General features: G+C 41.0%; 15 protein-coding genes. 12 read left to right on the top strand and 3 right to left on the bottom strand.

Annotated elements, in window-relative coordinates; all coding sequences use genetic code 11:
* Positions 1 to 121 precede the first annotated feature (121 nt).
* A complete protein-coding gene (locus AC0QT4_RS00850; RefSeq protein WP_473200019.1) occupies positions 122 to 1177 on the top strand; it encodes a DUF2125 domain-containing protein in 1056 nt (351 codons plus the stop codon).
* A 185-nt stretch (positions 1178 to 1362) separates the two neighbouring features.
* Here AC0QT4_RS00850 and AC0QT4_RS00845 read toward each other — a convergent pair whose 3' ends face one another.
* On the bottom strand, positions 1363 to 6051 hold the full coding sequence (locus tag AC0QT4_RS00845) for an NAD-glutamate dehydrogenase (protein WP_473200018.1): 4689 nt from the start codon (positions 6049 to 6051) through the stop codon (positions 1363 to 1365).
* Between the two features lie 253 nt (positions 6052 to 6304).
* Between AC0QT4_RS00845 and AC0QT4_RS00840 the strand changes: the two genes are divergently transcribed.
* The 4 genes from AC0QT4_RS00840 (at position 6305) to rpsP (ending at position 9498) form a co-directional block, all read left to right on the top strand.
* Positions 6305 to 6955, top strand: a complete 651-nt coding sequence (locus AC0QT4_RS00840; protein ID WP_473199822.1) for a carbonic anhydrase — start codon at positions 6305 to 6307, stop codon at positions 6953 to 6955.
* A 243-nt stretch (positions 6956 to 7198) separates the two neighbouring features.
* Positions 7199 to 8767 (top strand): signal recognition particle protein, encoded by a 1569-nt coding sequence (gene ffh / locus AC0QT4_RS00835; RefSeq protein WP_473200017.1) that lies wholly within the window; start codon positions 7199 to 7201, stop codon positions 8765 to 8767.
* Between the two features lie 24 nt (positions 8768 to 8791).
* On the top strand, positions 8792 to 9103 hold the full coding sequence (locus AC0QT4_RS00830) for a chorismate mutase (RefSeq protein ID WP_473200016.1): 312 nt from the start codon (positions 8792 to 8794) through the stop codon (positions 9101 to 9103).
* 32 nt (positions 9104 to 9135) lie between these two features.
* Complete coding sequence (gene rpsP / locus AC0QT4_RS00825; protein ID WP_473199821.1) at positions 9136 to 9498, top strand: 30S ribosomal protein S16; 363 nt, start codon at positions 9136 to 9138, stop codon at positions 9496 to 9498.
* A 150-nt stretch (positions 9499 to 9648) separates the two neighbouring features.
* On the opposite strand, the gene AC0QT4_RS00820 is transcribed toward rpsP, so the two are convergent.
* On the bottom strand, positions 9649 to 9864 hold the full coding sequence (locus AC0QT4_RS00820) for a DUF1674 domain-containing protein (RefSeq protein ID WP_473199820.1): 216 nt from the start codon (positions 9862 to 9864) through the stop codon (positions 9649 to 9651).
* Positions 9865 to 9947: 83 nt separating this feature from the next.
* Here AC0QT4_RS00820 and htpX point away from each other — a divergent pair, with 83 nt between their 5' ends.
* The 5 genes from htpX (at position 9948) to AC0QT4_RS00795 (ending at position 16167) form a co-directional block, all read left to right on the top strand.
* Positions 9948 to 10919: a zinc metalloprotease HtpX gene (gene htpX / locus AC0QT4_RS00815; protein WP_473199819.1), complete on the top strand. Its 972-nt coding sequence runs from the start codon at positions 9948 to 9950 to the stop codon at positions 10917 to 10919.
* A 41-nt stretch (positions 10920 to 10960) separates the two neighbouring features.
* Entirely contained in the window at positions 10961 to 12328 is a 1368-nt protein-coding gene (locus AC0QT4_RS00810) for an RsmB/NOP family class I SAM-dependent RNA methyltransferase (RefSeq protein ID WP_473199818.1), read from the top strand.
* A 64-nt stretch (positions 12329 to 12392) separates the two neighbouring features.
* Positions 12393 to 14093 carry a heparinase II/III family protein gene (locus tag AC0QT4_RS00805; RefSeq protein WP_473199817.1) on the top strand — a complete coding sequence of 567 codons (1701 nt, stop codon included), beginning with the start codon at positions 12393 to 12395 and terminating at the stop codon, positions 14091 to 14093.
* Positions 14094 to 14251: 158 nt separating this feature from the next.
* On the top strand, positions 14252 to 15868 hold the full coding sequence (gene purH, locus AC0QT4_RS00800) for a bifunctional phosphoribosylaminoimidazolecarboxamide formyltransferase/IMP cyclohydrolase (protein WP_473199816.1): 1617 nt from the start codon (positions 14252 to 14254) through the stop codon (positions 15866 to 15868).
* Positions 15869 to 16014: 146 nt separating this feature from the next.
* Complete coding sequence (locus AC0QT4_RS00795) at positions 16015 to 16167, top strand: DUF1127 domain-containing protein (protein ID WP_473199815.1); 153 nt, start codon at positions 16015 to 16017, stop codon at positions 16165 to 16167.
* A 214-nt stretch (positions 16168 to 16381) separates the two neighbouring features.
* Here the strand turns inward: AC0QT4_RS00795 and AC0QT4_RS00790 are convergent, their stop codons facing one another.
* Positions 16382 to 17167: an SURF1 family protein gene (locus AC0QT4_RS00790; RefSeq protein WP_473200015.1), complete on the bottom strand. Its 786-nt coding sequence runs from the start codon at positions 17165 to 17167 to the stop codon at positions 16382 to 16384.
* Positions 17168 to 17444: 277 nt separating this feature from the next.
* Here AC0QT4_RS00790 and rpmB point away from each other — a divergent pair, with 277 nt between their 5' ends.
* Together rpmB and AC0QT4_RS00780 are read left to right on the top strand one after the other, a co-directional pair.
* Entirely contained in the window at positions 17445 to 17750 is a 306-nt protein-coding gene (gene rpmB / locus AC0QT4_RS00785) for a 50S ribosomal protein L28 (RefSeq protein ID WP_473199814.1), read from the top strand.
* Between the two features lie 83 nt (positions 17751 to 17833).
* Positions 17834 to 18520 carry a VUT family protein gene (locus AC0QT4_RS00780; RefSeq protein ID WP_473199813.1) on the top strand — a complete coding sequence of 229 codons (687 nt, stop codon included), beginning with the start codon at positions 17834 to 17836 and terminating at the stop codon, positions 18518 to 18520.
* Positions 18521 to 18666 lie beyond the last annotated feature (146 nt).

The raw sequence follows: 18666 nt of genomic DNA, 5'->3' as shown, positions 1-18666 counted from the left end.
TAAAGAAAGTTTTCATTTTGTCTATGTCCTCTCAATTGACATTGCTACGGAAAAGCCCTCCGCTAAGCTATTTGCTTTGTGGGTTATTTTGTCTTGTTCTGATCTTGATTTATAGTTCATTCTGGTTTTTTTTTCACGTAAAATAGAAGATCGTATTTCTGATCTCTTCGCAGCAGCATCCGCTCGTGATATGAGAGTTGTATGCGAAAACTTTAGCAAGAGTGGTTATCCATTACGGATTGGTGTTGCTTGTGATCAATTTCACTTTGCTTGGCCTTTGCATAAAATTTCCTTATCAACTGCGCGTTTAACGGTTGGGGCACCAGTTTATGCCCCTCATTTTGTAGAGTTTAATGCTCATTCTCCTGCATCAATTGTTTTTTCTGGAAAAACACCTATCGTGTTGCAATGGCGCAATTTTGCGATTGAAACAGAACCTTATTGGAGAACGGTGAAGACATTTAAACTGATGGCTGAAGGGCTTGAAATTTCCACCTTTGCTTCTTCTCTTGAAGACCAAAAACCTCAAGGAAAATTTGAATCACAAACGGAAAACAAAAAGGTAAGACAAGAAAATGTTGAGGATAAAGCATCTTTCAGAGATACTGCGAATGTCATTGAACCTTCTTTAGATCAAGAGGATCTACCTCAAAAAATAACGGCAGAACTTTTGCGACTTGATCTTAAACACGAGAAGAATCATTTATTTGGGCATCTTACTTTCGATGATGTTGACTCTTCCATGTTTTTTGCACCTTACTTTATTGATATTCCAAAAATTGATGGTAACTTAAAATGGGTTTTCAATGATGTGTCTCATTTTTTTGACAATAGAGGAAACCGTTGGAGACAGCGTTTTTATGGGGAAAGTGGTGTTTTAAAGCATGGTGAATTAATTTTTCATACAGGGGGCACCTTGCGTGTCAGTGGACCCTTTTCCTTTGATGATGAAGGATATTTGACCGCAAAATTTGAGCTTGTCTTTGTGAAGCATATGGAGCTACTTACCACTATGCAACGCTTGTTTCCTGAGCAAGCGCATAATTTGCAAGCTTTATTTTTTGTTTTGGGTGTGATGCCTAAAAGTCCAGATGGTTACCCCATTTTGTCATTGCAGATTACCCATGGATGGGCAAAATTAGGTTTTTTAAAACTTGGCCGTCTTGCACCGCTTTAAGTTTAAGATGTCCTTTTCGACGTTGCACAATCAACCCTACCCATGGGGATAAAGTCTTTTAAGTGCTTTGTTTAAAAGTGCAGACGGTAGGCTTTTTTTCCTCTTATTAATTCCCTACAGCAAGACAAAATGAAATTTTGTAAAACTTTGATGCTTTGCAATGCTTTAAATCTGAAAAGACTGTTTTAAAGTTGTGCAATCATACCTGCTGCGAAGGTAAAGCGAGAAATATTGAGATCATTTTCAATGAGGGCACCAATGCGATTTGTTACATTATGAATTTGATCTTCTTTTATTTTACTCCAAGCCGCAAAGGGATCCTCTTTTGTTCCATAATTTTTCAGGATTTTCAGAACAATTTTGCGTAAACTTTCAGCAATATTTTCTTTAGCTTGGCTTAAGGCCATACTATCATAATAATCAAGTACAGGAATTGTTCGACTTGCTTCATTAATGCGGTTTATACGGATGATTTGTGCAAGTGAGAAATAGATCTCTGCGGTTTTAATAAGATCTCTTTTGCTTTGTTTTGCAATCAAAGAAATGTCACAAATTATTGGAGCAGCTTCTAAGAGAGCCAATTGTTTTGCTAAAGTTTTTGGTGCCCCTTCTTCACTATAATGGTTTGTTTTTTCTTTAATTTTTTGATTGATATCTTTATCATTGGGATATGTCAGCAATTCTTCAAGAACAGTACGAGCTTGCTTTATTGTTTTCACAAGTTCTTCTAATGGAAGCGAGAGATCCATATTGCGCAAGCCCCAATTGGTTGCCTCAAAAAGCATTGATGTAATGGCTGCGTAAAATTTGTTTTGGACAAGACCTGGTATTTTATTGTCGAGTTTATCAATTTGATCAGACAATTGAGGTATTTCAAAACCATCACACAATGCGATGAAAACACGAATGATATTTTCAACCTTTTGTTCAGTGGAATCTTGTAGCCGACTAACAAATGTTGGTCCTCCACGATTCACAATATCGTTGGCAATGAGGGTTGCAATAATATTACGACGCAATTGATGGTTAATGATTTCTTTCTTAAAGCTTGTCTGAATTTGCGTTGGAAAATAGCGCAATAAGATTTCATCAAAATAACGCTCATCAACAATAGCGCTATGGGCAATTTCTTCTTTTAGGGTTAATTTAGCATATGCCAAAATGACCGCGAGTTCTGGACGTATTAATCCTTGACCTTGTGTTATTCTTTGCCGCAAAGTTTGTTCATCAGGAAGAATTTCAACCCTGCGGTCTAGAAGTTTCTTCTGTTCCAAATCATGCATAAAGCGTATTTGATAAGGCAAATCCGTAATGCTTTGGTTTTCAGCGAGAGAAAGAGCAAGGGGTTGTAGATAATTGTTGCGCAGGACTAATTGTTCAACTTGGGGAGTCATTTGTTTCAAGAGTTCATTGCGTGCTTCGCGGGTAAGCGTTTTTGCCCGAAGGGCTGATGCGAGAACAATTTTGATATTAACCTCAACATCTGAACAATTAACACCTGCGGAGTTATCAATGGCGTCTGTGTTGCATCGCCCACCATTTAAGACATATTCAATACGACCGCGTTGGGTAACACCAAGATTAGCACCCTCACCAATAACTTTTGCACGAACTTGTTCACCCGTAATGCGGAGTGCATCATTTGCACGATCTCCTACTTGTGCATCGGCTTCTGTTGTTGCACGAATGTAAGTCCCAATGCCTCCAAACCATAAAAGATCAACAGGCGCTTTGAGAAGTGCAGAGATAATTTCAAACGGGGTTCCGGTTTGTTTTTCAAAACCAATAGCTTGTGCTGCTTCGGGTGAGAGAGTAATGGTTTTCATTGTCCGTGAGAAAACACCACCACCCTTGGATAATTTTGTTTGGTCGTAATCTTGCCAACTCGAACGAGGGAGTTGAAAGAGGCGCATTCGTTCCGCATAGCTTTCAGCTATATTGGGATTTGGATCTATAAAGATATCACGATGGTCAAAGGCGGCAATGAGTTTTGTTTGTTCGGAAAGAAGCATTCCATTGCCAAAAACATCACCTGACATATCACCAACCCCGATACAGGTGAAAGGGGTTGTTTGAATATCGTGATTAAAGGATTCGCGAAAATGTCTTTTAACAGCTTCCCACGCCCCTTTTGCTGTAATCCCAATCTCTTTGTGGTCATAACCTGCTGAACCTCCAGAGGCAAAAGCATCATCGAGCCAAAAGTGATTCGATTGGCTGAGTGCGTTGGCAGTGTCAGAAAATGTTGCTGTTCCTTTATCGGCTGCAACAACAAAATAGGGGTCATGATCATCATGGCAAATGATATTGTGAGGAGCGTTTATTTGGCCGTTCACCAGATTGTCGGTAATGGAAAGCAAAGCTGTGATGAAATCAATGTAAGCTTGTCGTGCGGCTTCAATGATGACAGCACGATCATTCGTTTGGGGAAGGCGATGAGGATAAAACCCTCCTTTTGCTCCAACAGGAACAATAACAGCATTTTTAACCTGCTGTGCTTTGACTAAGCTTAGAACTTCAGTGCGGTAATCGAGGGCACGATCAGACCAACGGATTCCGCCGCGGGCAATAGGACCAAAGCGCAGATGAACCCCTTCAACTTCTGGTCCATAAACGAAAATCTCTCTATAGGGACGTGGTTCAGGTAAGCCTTCAATTTGGCGGGGGTCTAATTTTGTTGCTAAAATACGTCGCGAATTGCCATTTGCTAGAGGAGTAAAGGCGTTGCTTCGTAAACTTGCATCGATAAGATTACGATAACGGCGTAAGATTAGATCATCATCTAAACCAGAGACTTTTTGTAATTTTTCTTCAATGCGTTGTTGAATGATCTGTTGGTTCTTTTCTCGCTCTTTTTCTGTATGACTTTGATGGAATTTTAAATGAAATAAAGCATAAAGATCTTTCGTGATGCCAGGGTAAGCATTTAAAGTTTGGGCAACACGATCTTGTGAATAGGGAATTCCAGCTTGTTGGAGATAGCGTCCATAATGGCGTAGAATGACAATTTCACGCCAATTAAGCTCTGCTGTTTGCGTTAAAGCATTAAAGGCATCATTATCAGCATTCTGCGACCAAATTGCTTCGAATGTTTCAGCGTGTTTCTGTCCATTTTTATCAAAATCAAGAGAGAGTTGGAAAGCACTTTCCAGTTGCATATCATGAAGATATACAGAGTCTCCGTTGCCATCTGGTAATTCAAGGGTTTGTTCAGCAATGACTCTAAATCCCATGTTTTCAAGAAGGGGTACGCGTTTAGAAAGAGCAAGTGCTTGGTGGCGATGAAAAAGCCGGAGAGAAATGGTTTGTTTTTCTTTATTTTGTGCCTGATAAAAAGTAACAAAAAGCGGCTTTTTATCATTAAGGCTTAGAATATGACCGGCATCTTCAATTGCATCTTCAGCTGAGAATAAATCACGATAGCTATTGGGAAATTGACTAGCTAAACGGGTTTGTTGGTCTGTTGCTTTGCGGGTAAGAGCTATGGTTTGGACGCTGTCTTCCCAACCCCGTGCGATAGAACGAACCTTTTGTTCAAGTGTCATACGCTCGATAATAGGGGCGCTGTCGCTTCCTTTACGATGGATGATATAATGGACGCGAATGAGTGTACTTTCTAAAAAGAGCGGATAGGATTCAAAGAAATCACCCTGGTAGAGTTCGACAAAATATTCGCCAATTTTCTCACGAATGTTACTGCTATATTGATCACGGGGGACATAAACAAGGATCGAAACAAAGCGTCCAAAAGGATCAATATGTGCAAGCACTCGTAAACGTGGACGTTCATCTAATTGCAGAATAAGCTTGGCATTTTCTGTTAATGTATCAACATCGGAACGAAACATTTCATCTCTTGGATAGGTTTCCAAAACACTGATGAGGGCTTTCCCAGAATAGTCAGTTAGATTGTAGCCAAGGCGCTGAATGATGGTTTTAGCTTTTTCTTTTAAGAAAGGGATTTGTAAAATAGAGCGCGTATAAGCTGAGGAGGTGAACAATCCTACAATGCGCAATTCTCCACATAGCTTGTCTTCTTTATCAAAGATTTTAAGACCAATATAATCGAGCCAGACAGGACGGTGGATTTTTGAACGACTGTTTGCTTTTGTGACAATAAGCAAGTTATCACTTTCCATAAAGGATAAGATTTCTTGTGGAGGTTCTTCCACACGCGCATCACCAATAATGCGGATAGAGGCATCGGTGAGAATACCAAGCTCAATATCGCTGGCTATGAAAGCTTTTGTAGGTTCTTGGTTTTTTATGAAATGATAAGTACGCATACCAAGGAAGATGAAATTATGGTCCATCAACCAGTTAAGAAACTCAATGGTTTTTTCACCTTCTTGTTTGTAGTTTTGTGGCAGGTTTGTTTGATAGGCATGGATATGCTTTTCGACTTCTTCAAGCATCGGTTTCCAGTCTTGTACAGCTGCATTAACCTGTTCAAGAACGAGGGCGAGTTCCTCTTTGAGTTTTTGTTTTTGCTGTTCGTTTAAGGGTTCAATGTGAATTTGCATCAAGCTGATGCGTTGCCCAGAGGCACAATCAAGCACCGGATGGGCAATCAAATAAATATGATGTTTATCCTGGTTGAAGACATTGAGAATAGAATCGAGCAGGAATGGTTTGTTATCGTTTACGAGCGTTATAACGGTTATAGGTTTGTTTTTGCGGGTTAAATTTTGTTCAAAGCAGATGATTGTTTTTCCTGTTTGGTGGAGCTTAAAAGCTTCAACAGCGGTTGTTGCGGCTTTTTGGAGTTCTTTGTCTTCATAACAGGCGATATCTTCTTTATCGGTATGAGCAAAAAGGATTTGTTCTATTTTATCTTGATTGTTTTTTGTTTCTGATGTTTTTTGTTGTAACACAATAATCTTCCCTTTTTTGCTCTTAGGGGTCTTTTCTTCATTGGAGCAGACCATTATATCATTCCTCGCAGTGTAACACCTTCTTCTCAAAGAGAATAGTTATTATTTTGAGAATGGATACACTTGTTTCTTCCATTTTAAAGTAATAATTTGCGCTTTTGGGAAGATATCTTGTGTCGATAACAAGAATATTTTTAGTATTTTTATGTTAATATTCTGTTCTTAAAATATAGCAATGGAAAGTAAGAAGAGAATGACGCGTTTACCACAAAGACTTTTAAGCGGTTACCAGTCTTTTATAAAACATCACTTTTCATATGAAACAGCACATTATCAACAACTGGCCCTTGAAGGGCAGAAGCCTGAAGTTTTGGTTATTGCTTGTTGTGATTCGCGGGCAGTACCAGAAACGATTTTTGATGCTAAGCCTGGTGAAATTTTTACGTTACGGAATGTGGCAAATTTAGTTCCTCCCTTTTCTCCTGATAATCAATATCATGCAACATCAGCTGCTCTTGAATATGCCGTACAATTGCTTGAAGTTAAGCATATTGTTGTTTTCGGCCATGCTCACTGTGGAGGGGTGAGTACTGCTCTTAAAGGGACGTATAAGTCTTTATCGTCAAAAGATTTTATTGGTCAATGGATTGATCTTTTGGCACCAGCCGCGCAAGATGTTGTTCGGGATAAATCTCTGACTAGGCAAGAGCAGCAAATCGCATTAGAGCAGATTTCTATTCGTCATTCGTTGAAAAATTTAGAGACATTCCCATGGATAAAGGCACGTAAAGAGCAGGACGTTTTGACCTTACATGGGGTGTGGTTTGATATCTCAAGCGGTGAATTGTGGAGTATAGAACAAGAAACAGGAGATTTTGTGCGTGTTAAGATTGAAGAACTTTGAAGTGTAATGTTTGCTATCTTTTAAAATAACTTTTAAAATAAAAGCTATTACATGATAAATCTTGACAAAGTTGGGGTTTTATTGTTTGAAAGAGCGAGCTTTCAGTGACAAAATTAACTTGGAGCCACCGACTGAGACCCCATTTTTAAGGGTATAAAGAGATCTCAGAGGTCAACATCCGACGGCGCGATGCGTTCTCGGATGTCATTTTGGTTTGTTTGTTGTGTAGCAATGAGGTAGATGATGTTTGAATCCTTACAAGAGCGGCTTGGTTCCATACTGTCCCATTTGACAGGGCGTGGTGCTTTGTCGGATCAGGATGTAACAGCGGCACTGCGCGAAATTCGTCGCGCTTTGTTAGAAGCCGATGTTGCACTTGATGTCGCACGTTCTTTTACTGATAGGGTTCGTGAAAAAGCTGTTGGGTCTGCAATTGTTAAATCAATTAAACCTGGACAGATGGTTGTTAAAATTGTTCATGATGAATTGGTTCGTGTCCTTGGAAATGAAGGCGTTGTGAGCGATTTAAATGCTCCGGCACCGGTTGTGATCATGATGATTGGTTTGCAAGGTTCTGGAAAAACAACAACAACAGCAAAGCTTGCAAAACGTTTTACGGACAAAAATAATAAAAAAGTTCTCATGGCGTCATTAGATACACGCCGTCCTGCGGCACAGGAGCAACTGCGCCAATTGGGAGAACAAGCAAAACTTGCAAGTCTACCTATTATTGCTGGGCAGTCTCCCGTCGATATCGCATCACGTGCGGTACAGGCCGCAAAATTGGGTGGGTATGATGTGCTGATTCTTGATACAGCAGGACGGAACCATATTGATGAAGCTTTGATGCTTGAATTGGCTGAAATTAAAGCATGTTCTTTGCCCCATGAAATTATGCTGGTGGCTGATAGTCTTACGGGTCAAGATGCTGTGCATTTGGCACGCTCTTTTGATGAGCGGGTGGGAATTACAGGAATTATCTTAACGCGGATGGATAGTGATGGTCGCGGTGGTGCTGCTCTTTCAATGCGTGCCGTGACTGGAAAGCCGATTAAAGCGATTGGAATTGGTGAAAAAATAGAGGCTTTGGAAGAGTTCCATCCCAGTCGTATTGCTGATCGTATCCTCGGAATGGGCGATATTGTTTCTTTGGTGGAAAAAGCTGCTGAAACAATGGATCATGAGAAAGCAGCTGCTTTGGCAAAAAAAATGCAAGCTGGAAAATTTGATCTCAATGACCTTGCAGAGCAATTGCAGAAAATGAAAAAACTTGGCGGAATGGGTGGCATTATGGGAATGTTACCGGGTATGGGTAAAGTAAAAGATCAGATTGCGGCTGCTGGACTTGATGACCGTTTGTTTAATCGTCAATTGGCTATTATTTCGTCAATGACACCCTTAGAGAGAGCCAATCCTGAGATTTTGAAACATAGCCGTAAACAACGCATTGCTAAGGGATCTGGTACAAGTGCTGCTGATATTAATAAGCTTTTGAAAATGCATCGCCAAATGACTGATATGGTCAAAGCTGTAGGTGGTAAAGGTAAAAGCGGACTGATGGGGAAAATGTTAGGAGGGCTTGGTGCTAAGATGGGGTTTGGTAGTATGGGAGCTGTTGGTGGAGATTCTGGAGCGCTTCCCGATTTATCAGGATTTGATCCAAAACAGCTCTCGACACTTCAAAAGCAGATTGAGAGTGGGAATGGAGGGAAGGGCCTGCCTGGTCTTCCAAGGCGTGGATTTACATTTCCTGGACTTTCCAATGGACCTGTAGAGAGGGGAAAATTTCCTCTGCATCCCAAGAAAAAATAAGATGCAAAGAGGGAAGGAAATATGATGCAGGAAAAAATGTTGGATGAATTGGCTCATTTGCGAGCGTCCATTGATAATTTTGATGCGGCCTTGATTCATATTTTGGCAGAGCGTTTTCGTTGTACAAAGGCTGTGGGGCATCTAAAAGCCCGTTATAATTTGCCTATAGTCGATCCTGTGCGCGAGGAAAGCCAAGTTGCGCGATTGCGACAATTGGCTGTAGAGAGTCATCTCGATAACGATTTTGCTGAGAGATTTTTGAAGTTTGTCATTGAAGAGGTTGTGCGTCAGCATGAAATCATTGCTGAAGAGCGAAAACAAAGTCAATCAATTTAAACGAAAGCCAAGACTGATATAGGAGATAAAATATGGCATTAAAAATTCGTTTGTCCCGTGGAGGTTCAAAAAAACGTCCTTACTATCATATTGTTGTGGCGGATGTTCGTAGTCCGCGCGATGGGCGGTTTCTTGAACGTGTTGGTGCATGGGACCCAATGTTGCCTAAAGATGGACCGCGTGTAAAACTGAATGAAGAGCGTATCCAGTATTGGCTTGGTCAAGGGGCGCAGCCAACAGATCGCGTTTTACGGTTTTTGGATGCTGCTGGCTTGAAAAAGCGTCCAACCCGCAATAATCCACAAAAAGGTGAGCCTGGTAAAAAAGCACAAGAACGCATAGCCGCTGCAAAGCAAGCCGCTGAAGAAGCTGCTGCAGCCACAGAAGAAGCGTGATTATTCTGAAAACAGAATTAACTTTACTTTTAAACGTTTTTTGAAGAAAAATGATGATTATCCGTTTTTGTTTATCAAAAACGGGTCTTCTTTAAAAGGATGTTTGATTTTTTCAATCAACATTGGTTTTTTTAGAGGTCAAAGATTTTTTTAAAAATCAATGGCGCGACCTTTGATTTCCCAATCTCCATAGCGTGAGGGATCTTTGCCGCCGCGTCCGCCATTTTCTAAGGGCTTTTCTTCATCTGTTTCATATTTGCGCCTTTCTTCAGCTTCATGGAGAGCGCGTTGTGCCGCGGGAGAAAGGGGTTGCTGTTTATCAACTGGTGCTTTTTGTTCGCTTATTTTTTGGTCTTTTTTATCCATTTTACACCTATTCCATTGAAGAAGCAGAAAGAAAACCCCATCATATAATATTAATTGTATTTTATCATGGAGTTTTTTGAGTAATGAACATAATGCGTACGGCCATGCTTTTGGCTTTTATGACGGCTCTGTTTATGGGAGTTGGTTATCTTGTTGGAGGGGGCGGGGGGATGATCATTGCGCTTGTGATGGCAAGTGGTTTAAATTTTTTTTCTTATTGGAATTCGGATAAAATTGTTTTACGCATGTATAATGCACGGGAAGTTGATCAGAATTCATCACCGATTTATTATAAAATTGTCAGTGATTTAGCGAGGAATGCTTCTCTTCCTCAACCAAAAATTTACGTTATTGAGAGTGTTCAGCCAAATGCTTTTGCTACTGGGCGCAATCCGCAAAATGCGGCCGTTGCGGCAAGCACTGGACTATTGAAGATGTTAAGTGCAGAGGAAATTGCCGGCGTTATGGCGCACGAACTAGCGCATATTGAGCATCGTGATACGTTAACAATGACGTTGACTGCAACGATTGCCGGAGCAATTTCTATGCTTGGGAATTTTGCTTTTTTTATGGGGGGAACGCGTCATTCTTCAGAACATTCTCATGGTGGAGGGCTTGGGAGTCTTATAGCTCTTCTTGTGGCGCCTTTTGCCGCGATGTTGGTACAAATGGCCATTAGCCGTACGCGTGAATATGCTGCTGATCGTCGTGGAGCTGAAATCTGTGGTAATCCGTTATGGTTGGCTTCTGCGTTGCGTAAAATTGCCGATGGTGGACGTGGGGTCTATAATGAAGAGGCAGAGCATAATCCAGCAACAGCGCATCTGTTTATTATTAATCCCTTGAGTGGTGAAGGAGCTGATAGCCTTTTTTCTACCCATCCAGCGACGGCAAATCGTATTGCTGCTCTTTATCGGCAGGCGGAAGAAATGAAGGGAAAAATGGTCAAAAATACAGGATGGGATGAAGAAGGTGGTTTGCAGGAAAAGAATTCTCTTCAACGCGTTACAAAGCGTCCCTCTTGGCTTCGTTATGAAGATACAAAGAAATCTTGATCATAAAGTTTTTGAGGGAATAAAGACGTAAGGGTATTGATTTGAAACACAAGAAAGCGGGGCATGTGTCCGAAAAAAATGTTCCTGGTTTAGCTGTTCGGCAGGTGTGTGTTCGTCTTTTGGGGGCGGTGCTTGATAGGCATGCCTCTTTTTCTGGTTTAACAGATAATGAACATGGGCATCCACAATATTTAGGGTTTTCACAACGAGATCGTTCGTTGTGTCGTGCTATTTTGGCAGCAGCTTTGCGTCATCGGGGGCAGATTACAGCTGCTTTATCACGCTTTTTGATGCGCCCTTTGCCTTCGCAAGCCTTTTCACTTCAGCATCTTTTGCATGTCAGTGTGGCACAAATTCTTTACCTAGATATTCCTGATCATGCTGCACTTGATTTAGCCGTGCGTGTGGCTAAACTTGATCCACGTATGCGCCGTTTTTCGGGGGTAGTCAATGCTCTTTTACGCAATGTTGCTCGTGAGGCGGTGTTTTTACGCCAACAAGTGTCTACTATTGAAGAGGTTCCAGCGTGGTTTGGGCAGCTTTTGGTTTCAACTTATGGCAAAGAAAAAGCTGATCAAATTTTGGCCATTCAAAAACTTGAGCCTCCTCTCGATTTGACTGTTAAATCCGATAGTGTTGGGTGGGCTAAACGGCTTGAAGGTGTTGTTTTGCCTAATGGTTCTATTCGGTTGAGTCGTTTGAATTGTTCTGTTACTGATTTACCAGGTTATACAGAGGGGGCTTGGTGGGTTCAGGATTTTGCTGCGGCGTTGCCTGCTTCTTTACTTGGGAATATTAAGGGTAAAAATGTTGCTGATCTTTGTGCAAGCCCTGGCGGAAAAACAGCACAATTGGCTTTGCAAGGAGCTAAGGTGACAGCAGTCGATCTGTCTGCTAATCGGTTAAGGCGTTTAAAGGCGAATATGGAAAGGCTTCATTTTTCCGTTTGCACTTGGCTAGGGGATGTGAGAGATTTTCAACCTCAACAGCTTTTTGATGCTGTTCTTCTTGATGCTCCTTGCTCTTCTACAGGAACAATCCGTCGTCATCCAGATATTTTATGGACAAAATCGGGCGAAGATATCGCCAAATTAGCGGCGTTGCAATATGACTTGCTTGTCGCAGCAATTGCTTTGGTGAAAAAGGGGGGGTGTCTTGTTTTTTCCAATTGTTCCTTAGCAAGAGAAGAAGGTGAAGATCTTATTGAGAAAATTTTATCGGAACGTAATGACATTGTTTTAGAACCTATTGGTAGGGAGGAAATGGGCGCAATGGCGCATTTGCTCTCAGTTAAGGGGACTTTACGAACAACTCCTGCGGATTTTTGTCAGCAAAATGTTAACGTTGAGAAAAACCTGTTTTTAGGAATGGATGGTTTTTTTGCGGCACGCTTGCGGAAAGTGGCTTAATTAACGGTTCATTTACTAAAATGGCTGAAATTGTACATGATTCAGTACGGATGGAGTTGAAATTGTGGCGATTGCAGTAAAAGGTTCTCAGATAAAGGCATCGGACTTTGGGTATAGGATACACCAGTTTATACGGCGTTTATCGGTTGGTCCTCTGTTTCGTTGGCGGTTTTCGGGATTTCGTCCCCATAAAATTTTAGCGCATCCCATTGATTTGCATTTCGCTGATCCGATGATGGCGCACGAATTTTATCACGGTCGTTTTGCTTTTGCTGGCCATATTGTTCATGCTGGTGCTGTTTCGCCTTTTGCGTTGGTTCCACCCGCACCGGAATGGGAAGCGGCTTTGCATGATTTTCATTGGTTGCGCCATATGGCAGCAGCAGAGAGTGATTTGGCTGTAGCACATGCGCGTTCTCTCTTAGAGGATTGGCTTGATCATGGTGGTAAAAAAGTAAAGGGGCTTGCTTGGAGCGGGCCGGTTGTGGCACGACGTTTGATTTCGTGGATTTGCCATTCGAAAATGTTGTTGCAAGGGGCAAGTGAGCGGTTTGAAAAACGCTTTTTACGTGCGCTTGGTTTTCAATTTCGTTATTTGCGCACAACGATTTGGAGTATGGAAAACAATGAACAACGTTTACAAGCTGCTGCTGCTTTGACATTTGCCTCTCTTGCTTTGCCTATTTCTGCGGCAATCAAAAAAAAGGTGCATACCTTCCTGAGAGAGGAGCTTTCACGCCAAATCTTGGTTGATGGTGGTCATATTTCACGTAGTCCTGCCATCTTGCTCAATTTGTTATCGGATTTATTATCTTTACGTCATCTTTTTATGAAAAGTAATGAAACAGCGCCGCGTATCCTCATTGATTCTGTTGAACGGATGTTGCCAGCTTTACGGTTTTTTATCCACGAAGATCAGACATTGGCGCATTTTAATGGGGTTGGACCACTGGTCTGTGAGCGTTTATCAACCGTTTTAAAGCTTGATGAAACAGCTGGACACCCTTTTAGTTATGCACGTTATTCAGGGTTTCAACGTTTACAAGCCAATCAAACGACAGTGCTTGCAGATACAGGAAAATTTCCACCACGCTTTGTTGCACAACATGCTGGATCTGGATGTTTGTCCTTTGAAATGTCTTCACGAGGGAGCCGCTTTATTATCAATACCGGTGTTAACCCTTATGGACGCGAGGAATATCGGCATTTAGGACGTGTCACTGCTGCACATTCAACAGCAACGGTTAATGATTGTTCAGTGGGCATTTTTCATAAAAAAAAGAGGAAAGGCGCTTCACTTTTGCTTGAGGGACCAACGGATGTTAAGGTGCGCCGTATAGAGGATTCAGAAAAAACTGGTTTTATTGCTAGTCATGATGGCTATGTGCGTCCTTTTAATCTTGTCCATGAGCGTGGTCTTATTTTAGCAACAAATGGGACAATGATCGAAGGTTTTGATCGCTTTTTCACGCCACCTAAGGGCCTTTCAAAAAGATATAAGGCAGATCAAAATGAACAGCATAATGTTGCTGTTCGGTTCCACCTTCATCCACACGTAGAAGTTAATTTTGATGGCAATGGTGTACGGTTAGTCGCTAAAGGGGGACAAGAGTGGTATTTTATATCACCTGATGCTGATATTTTTCTTGAAGATTCGATTGATTTTGCCGAACGCATAGGTCCGCAACGCACACAACAGATCGTGTTGTATTTCCGTCCTGCATTTCAAGAAAAAGTTCGTTGGCGCTTTACGTGCCATCCATAAACAATGATCAGATTCTTTATACGGATAAAGAGGAAACTATTCTTTGTGCGTTAAAAAAGATATTGTCTCCTTTCAGTGTATTTTGATAACGGCATATGCTATAAATGTGAGCGTATCTTTCTCGAATTGTCATTGTTTTTATTTTTAGGATTCTTCTTATGGGCGTTGTTGCAAAAAGTTTCCCCATACCTGATCTCCATCGGGTTCGTCGTGCTCTTCTTTCCGTGTCGAATAAAACCGATTTGGTTCCATTTGCGCAAGCGCTCCATACTTATGGTGTTGAATTGATTTCAACAGGAGGGACAGCTAAAGCTTTGATGGCTGCTGGTTTACCTGTTAAAGATGTTGCTGAAATTACAGGATTTCCAGAAATAATGGATGGGCGTGTTAAAACACTTCATCCTTTGATTCATGGTGCTCTCCTAGGTGTAAGACAGGATCCTAGCCATAGGCAAGCTATGGAAAAGCATGGTATCCATGGAATTGATCTTCTGGTGGTCAATCTTTATCCTTTTGAAGAGACTTCTCAATCCGGTGCTGATGAACAAACAATCATTGAAAATATTGATATTGGTGGACCGGCAATGATTCGCGCGGCGGCAAAGAATCATGCTTACACTGGTGTTCTTACAGCCGTGAGTGATTATGATGCAGTTCTTGCGGAATTAAAGAAGCATGATGGGTGCTTAAGTTTATCTATGCGACGTCAGTTGGCACTGCGTGCTTATGCACACACCGCTGCTTATGATGCCGCAATAGCGGCATGGTTTGCACAGAATTTAAAAGTTGAAACGCCATCGTGGCAGAGTTTTTCTGGTCGTCTTGAAAATGTTATGCGCTATGGAGAAAATCCACATCAAAAAGCGGCATTTTACCGTAATAGTGAGAAACGTTTTGGTGTTGCAACAGCTAAACTTTTGCAAGGGAAAGCACTCTCTTATAACAATATGAATGATACAGATGCGGCATTTGAACTTGTAGCAGAATTTGATTCTCAAAAGACTGCGGCTGTTGCGCTTATTAAGCATGCTAATCCTTGTGGTGTTGCAGAAGGGCGAAGTTTAAAAGAGGCTTATTTGAAAGCTCTGATGTGTGATAATGTTTCAGCGTTTGGTGGAATTGTTGCGTTAAATCAAACTCTTGATGAAGAATGTGCAGAAGAGATTGTCAAAATTTTTACAGAAGTGATTATTGCTCCTGATGCGACGGTGGCCGCACGTGAAATTATTGCTAGGAAAAAAAATCTTCGTTTATTGATAACAGGGGGTGTTCCTGATCCACGGAGTGAGGGGCTGCTTGTTAAAACACTTGCTGGCGGACTGTTGGTACAATCGCGTGATAATAGGGTGGTTGATAATCTCAAACTGCAAGTGGTGACAAAGCGGGCACCAAGCCAAGATGAAATGCGTGATCTTCAATTTGCTTTTCGGGTGGTGAAGCATGTTAAATCAAATGCTATCGTTTATGCAAAAAAGTGCGCAACTGTTGGAATTGGTGCCGGTCAAATGAGCCGTATTGATTCAGCAAAAATTGCTGCGCGTAAAGCTGAAGAAAGCGCGCAAAGAGCGGGCTTAACAGAGTCTCCTGCTAAAGGGTCGGTGGTTGCATCGGATGCATTTTTCCCTTTTGCAGATGGTCTATTGGCAGCTGTGGAAGCTGGTGCAACAGCGGTTATTCAGCCGGGGGGGTCAATGCGCGATGAAGAAGTTATTGCAGCAGCTGATGCCCATGATTTAGCTATGGTCTTTACAGGTGTTCGGCATTTTCGCCATTGATGCTTAGGGTAATTGCTCTCTACCCATGGGATCAGTTTCTCATGTTATAAGTGCATATCTGTTATGAAGTTATAGCACAACTCTTTTTTGTAATTTGCTCTATCTTACACTCAATGATGAGTTAAATGAGGTTTGGGGGTGAAGATATGAATATTCTACGTTCTTATAGTAATTGGCGTCGTTATCGACGCACAGTTAATGCATTAAGCCATCTTTCAGCACATGAATTGAATGATCTTGGCATTTATCGTGGTAATATTCATTCAATTGCACGCTATTATTCGCATAAATCTTTTTAGAATTTGTTCATGATAGCATTTAAGAGAGCATGTGTTGGAGTGGCATTTGTGTGCTTGCTGGTTGATATCACGTGCTGTTTTTTGGAAAAGCAATAAAGTGGTGTGTAAAATTTCAATACAACAGAACAGGGTATGCTCTGTTGTAGAACTTCTGTTTCTCAAAGAAAGAGCGTTTTATAGCCATATTTCAGCGGGGAGGTCTTTTTTCTCTTTTTTAGCGTTTTTGTCGCAAGAGGAAAAGAGAACCACCTAGAACACCAGCAGCTAAAATAAACCACGTGATGGCATAGACAAGATGATTATTTCGAAAATGCACAACCGTTAAGCCAGCAATGGGCAAGCTTTTTTGCGGGGCTGTTTTTTTTCCAGCATCAATAAAATAAGGAGCAACGCTGGATAAACCAAGTTTTTGAGCCATAGCAGGAAGATCACGGGTATACCATAAATTACTATCAGGATTATTTTTGCGTGGGAAAAATCCATTTTTTTCACTCATACGTAATAAACCTATGATCGTTATTTGCTCTGTATTTTGATTAGAATATTGATGGGTTGATCTTTCGTTATGTGTTTGCTCGGCTTTTTGAAAGTCATGACGTGCATCCATGGGAATAAAACCACGATTCACAAAGGTTAGGGTGTTTTCAGCTGTTTGTAAGGGGGTTAAAACCCAGTAGCCCGTGGTATTTTGCGCAACAGCAGTGACAAAAATATTTTTATCTGTCAAAAATTTCCCTGTAATGATGACAGGGCGATACTCATCTTTTTCAAAAGTAACATGTTTCCATTGATTTGGTGGTGGTGCTTTGATGGGAGGCAAATGGATACGTTGATTGGCACTGGTGATAAGATTCGTTTTCCAGTCTAATCGTTGTATTTGCCAGACACCTAGTGCGCTAAAGAGAAGAAAAAAACACGTCAATAAAATGCCAAAGAGAAGTGAAGAAAAACGGCTCTGTTTTTGTTGAGGCTCTGTCATAGTAGGAACTGTTGTGCTCATGATTAATGCTTCCCCTTGTAGAATGACACGCATTCTTTTAGCACTATTGGGTGTTAAAAAAAACATTTTGTACGTCTTTTATGGGAAATCATGCAAAAATTAGCTTACAAGAGATGCAAAAGATTCTACAAAAGACTTGACCTTTTGCTATCGACACCCTATTAGAAACAAAACTTCTCAATAATACCGTCCAAGGGATTGTTGTGCGCTTTTTGCGTTGATTCTGTTTTTCGGGTATTGAGATTTAAGAGTTTCTTAGAGTTTAAAGGTGAAGTTTATGTCTCGTGCCTGCGAATTGACAGGGAAAACAGTTCTTTATGGTAATAATGTTAGCCATGCGAATAATAAAACGCGTCGTCGTTTTTTACCAAATCTTTGTAATGTGACGTTGATTTCAGAGGTGTTACAGCAGAGTTATCGCTTGCGTGTTTCGGCAAGTGCTTTGCGTTCTGTTGAGCACCGCGGTGGGCTTGATAGCTTTTTGGTTAAAGCTGATGATAAAGAATTGTCACAACGTGCCCGTTTGTTAAAACGCCAAATTATTAAGAAAAAAGCTGAAGAGAAGGCTGAAAAAGCAGCGTAGTTGCTTTTCGTTTCTAAGCTGTCGTTTGGCTTTTTATGCTTTGATTACTGTATTTTATTGGTTCCATACCCCAAGTTAAAAAAATGTCTTCAATACAGAGTCTTTTATTTGCACAGCGGGAGAGAAAGTATGTTGTTTTCTCTATCTTTGCGATGTGTTTTGCTGTAACCGCTTCTAATATTTTGGTGCAGTATCCTGTCTATTGGTTCGGTTTAAATGAAATTCTAACCTATGGTGCTTTTACCTATCCAATTGCTTTTCTGATCAATGATTTGACCAATCGTTTTTATGGTCCAGCCGCGGCACGGCGCGTGGTTTATGCTGGTTTTGTTTCTGGTGTCGTTGTTTCTTGGATCTTGGCTACACCGCGACTTGCAATCGCTTCTAGTTTAGCATTCTTATTGGGACAACTGCTTGATATTATTGTTTTTACTCCTTTGCGGCGTAAAACATGGTGGAAAGCACCTTTAGCAGCAGCGTTGGTTGGTTCAGCTTTGGATACGGTTTTATTTTTTTCCCTTGCTTTTGCTAGCTTTTTTTCCTTTATCGATCAGATGACAGGTTATCCCAATAGTTCGCTTTTGGGGACTACTCTTTTGGGAAAGGTTGAGATTCCAATTTGGCTCTCACTTGCTTTTGGTGATTTTTTAGTAAAAATTATTATGAGTCTGGTTATGTTGATTCCTTATGGAACAATCCTTAGAGCTGTAAAAGCTCCTCTTGGTAAAAATCATTCAAAAGATAAATCATCCTTTGTTGGGAACGAATAAGATTGATTTATCCCCTTCTGATTCTTGGAGGAAGAAGGGGATCGTTTTGTCTTTATAGAGGAATAATTTATAACGATCATTTATTCTTGCACATTTTGAACGAGAGTCTCGGATGTAATAGGTTTTTCCAATTTCAAATGCTCTCA

Source organism: Bartonella sp. EBT8 (assembly GCF_055796165.1).
This window is presented reverse-complemented; position numbering and strand designations above follow the sequence as displayed.

Coding starts and splice junctions, on each gene's coding strand:
- AC0QT4_RS00840 (WP_473199822.1), top strand. CDS start 6,305: ATGACGCGTTTACCACAAAGACTTTTAAGCGGTTACCAGTCTTTTATA.
- ffh (WP_473200017.1), top strand. CDS start 7,199: ATGTTTGAATCCTTACAAGAGCGGCTTGGTTCCATACTGTCCCATTTG.
- AC0QT4_RS00830 (WP_473200016.1), top strand. CDS start 8,792: ATGCAGGAAAAAATGTTGGATGAATTGGCTCATTTGCGAGCGTCCATT.
- rpsP (WP_473199821.1), top strand. CDS start 9,136: ATGGCATTAAAAATTCGTTTGTCCCGTGGAGGTTCAAAAAAACGTCCT.
- AC0QT4_RS00820 (WP_473199820.1), bottom strand. CDS start 9,864: ATGGATAAAAAAGACCAAAAAATAAGCGAACAAAAAGCACCAGTTGAT.
- htpX (WP_473199819.1), top strand. CDS start 9,948: ATGAACATAATGCGTACGGCCATGCTTTTGGCTTTTATGACGGCTCTG.
- purH (WP_473199816.1), top strand. CDS start 14,252: ATGGGCGTTGTTGCAAAAAGTTTCCCCATACCTGATCTCCATCGGGTT.
- AC0QT4_RS00795 (WP_473199815.1), top strand. CDS start 16,015: ATGAATATTCTACGTTCTTATAGTAATTGGCGTCGTTATCGACGCACA.
- AC0QT4_RS00790 (WP_473200015.1), bottom strand. CDS start 17,167: ATGAGCACAACAGTTCCTACTATGACAGAGCCTCAACAAAAACAGAGC.
- rpmB (WP_473199814.1), top strand. CDS start 17,445: ATGTCTCGTGCCTGCGAATTGACAGGGAAAACAGTTCTTTATGGTAAT.
- AC0QT4_RS00780 (WP_473199813.1), top strand. CDS start 17,834: ATGTCTTCAATACAGAGTCTTTTATTTGCACAGCGGGAGAGAAAGTAT.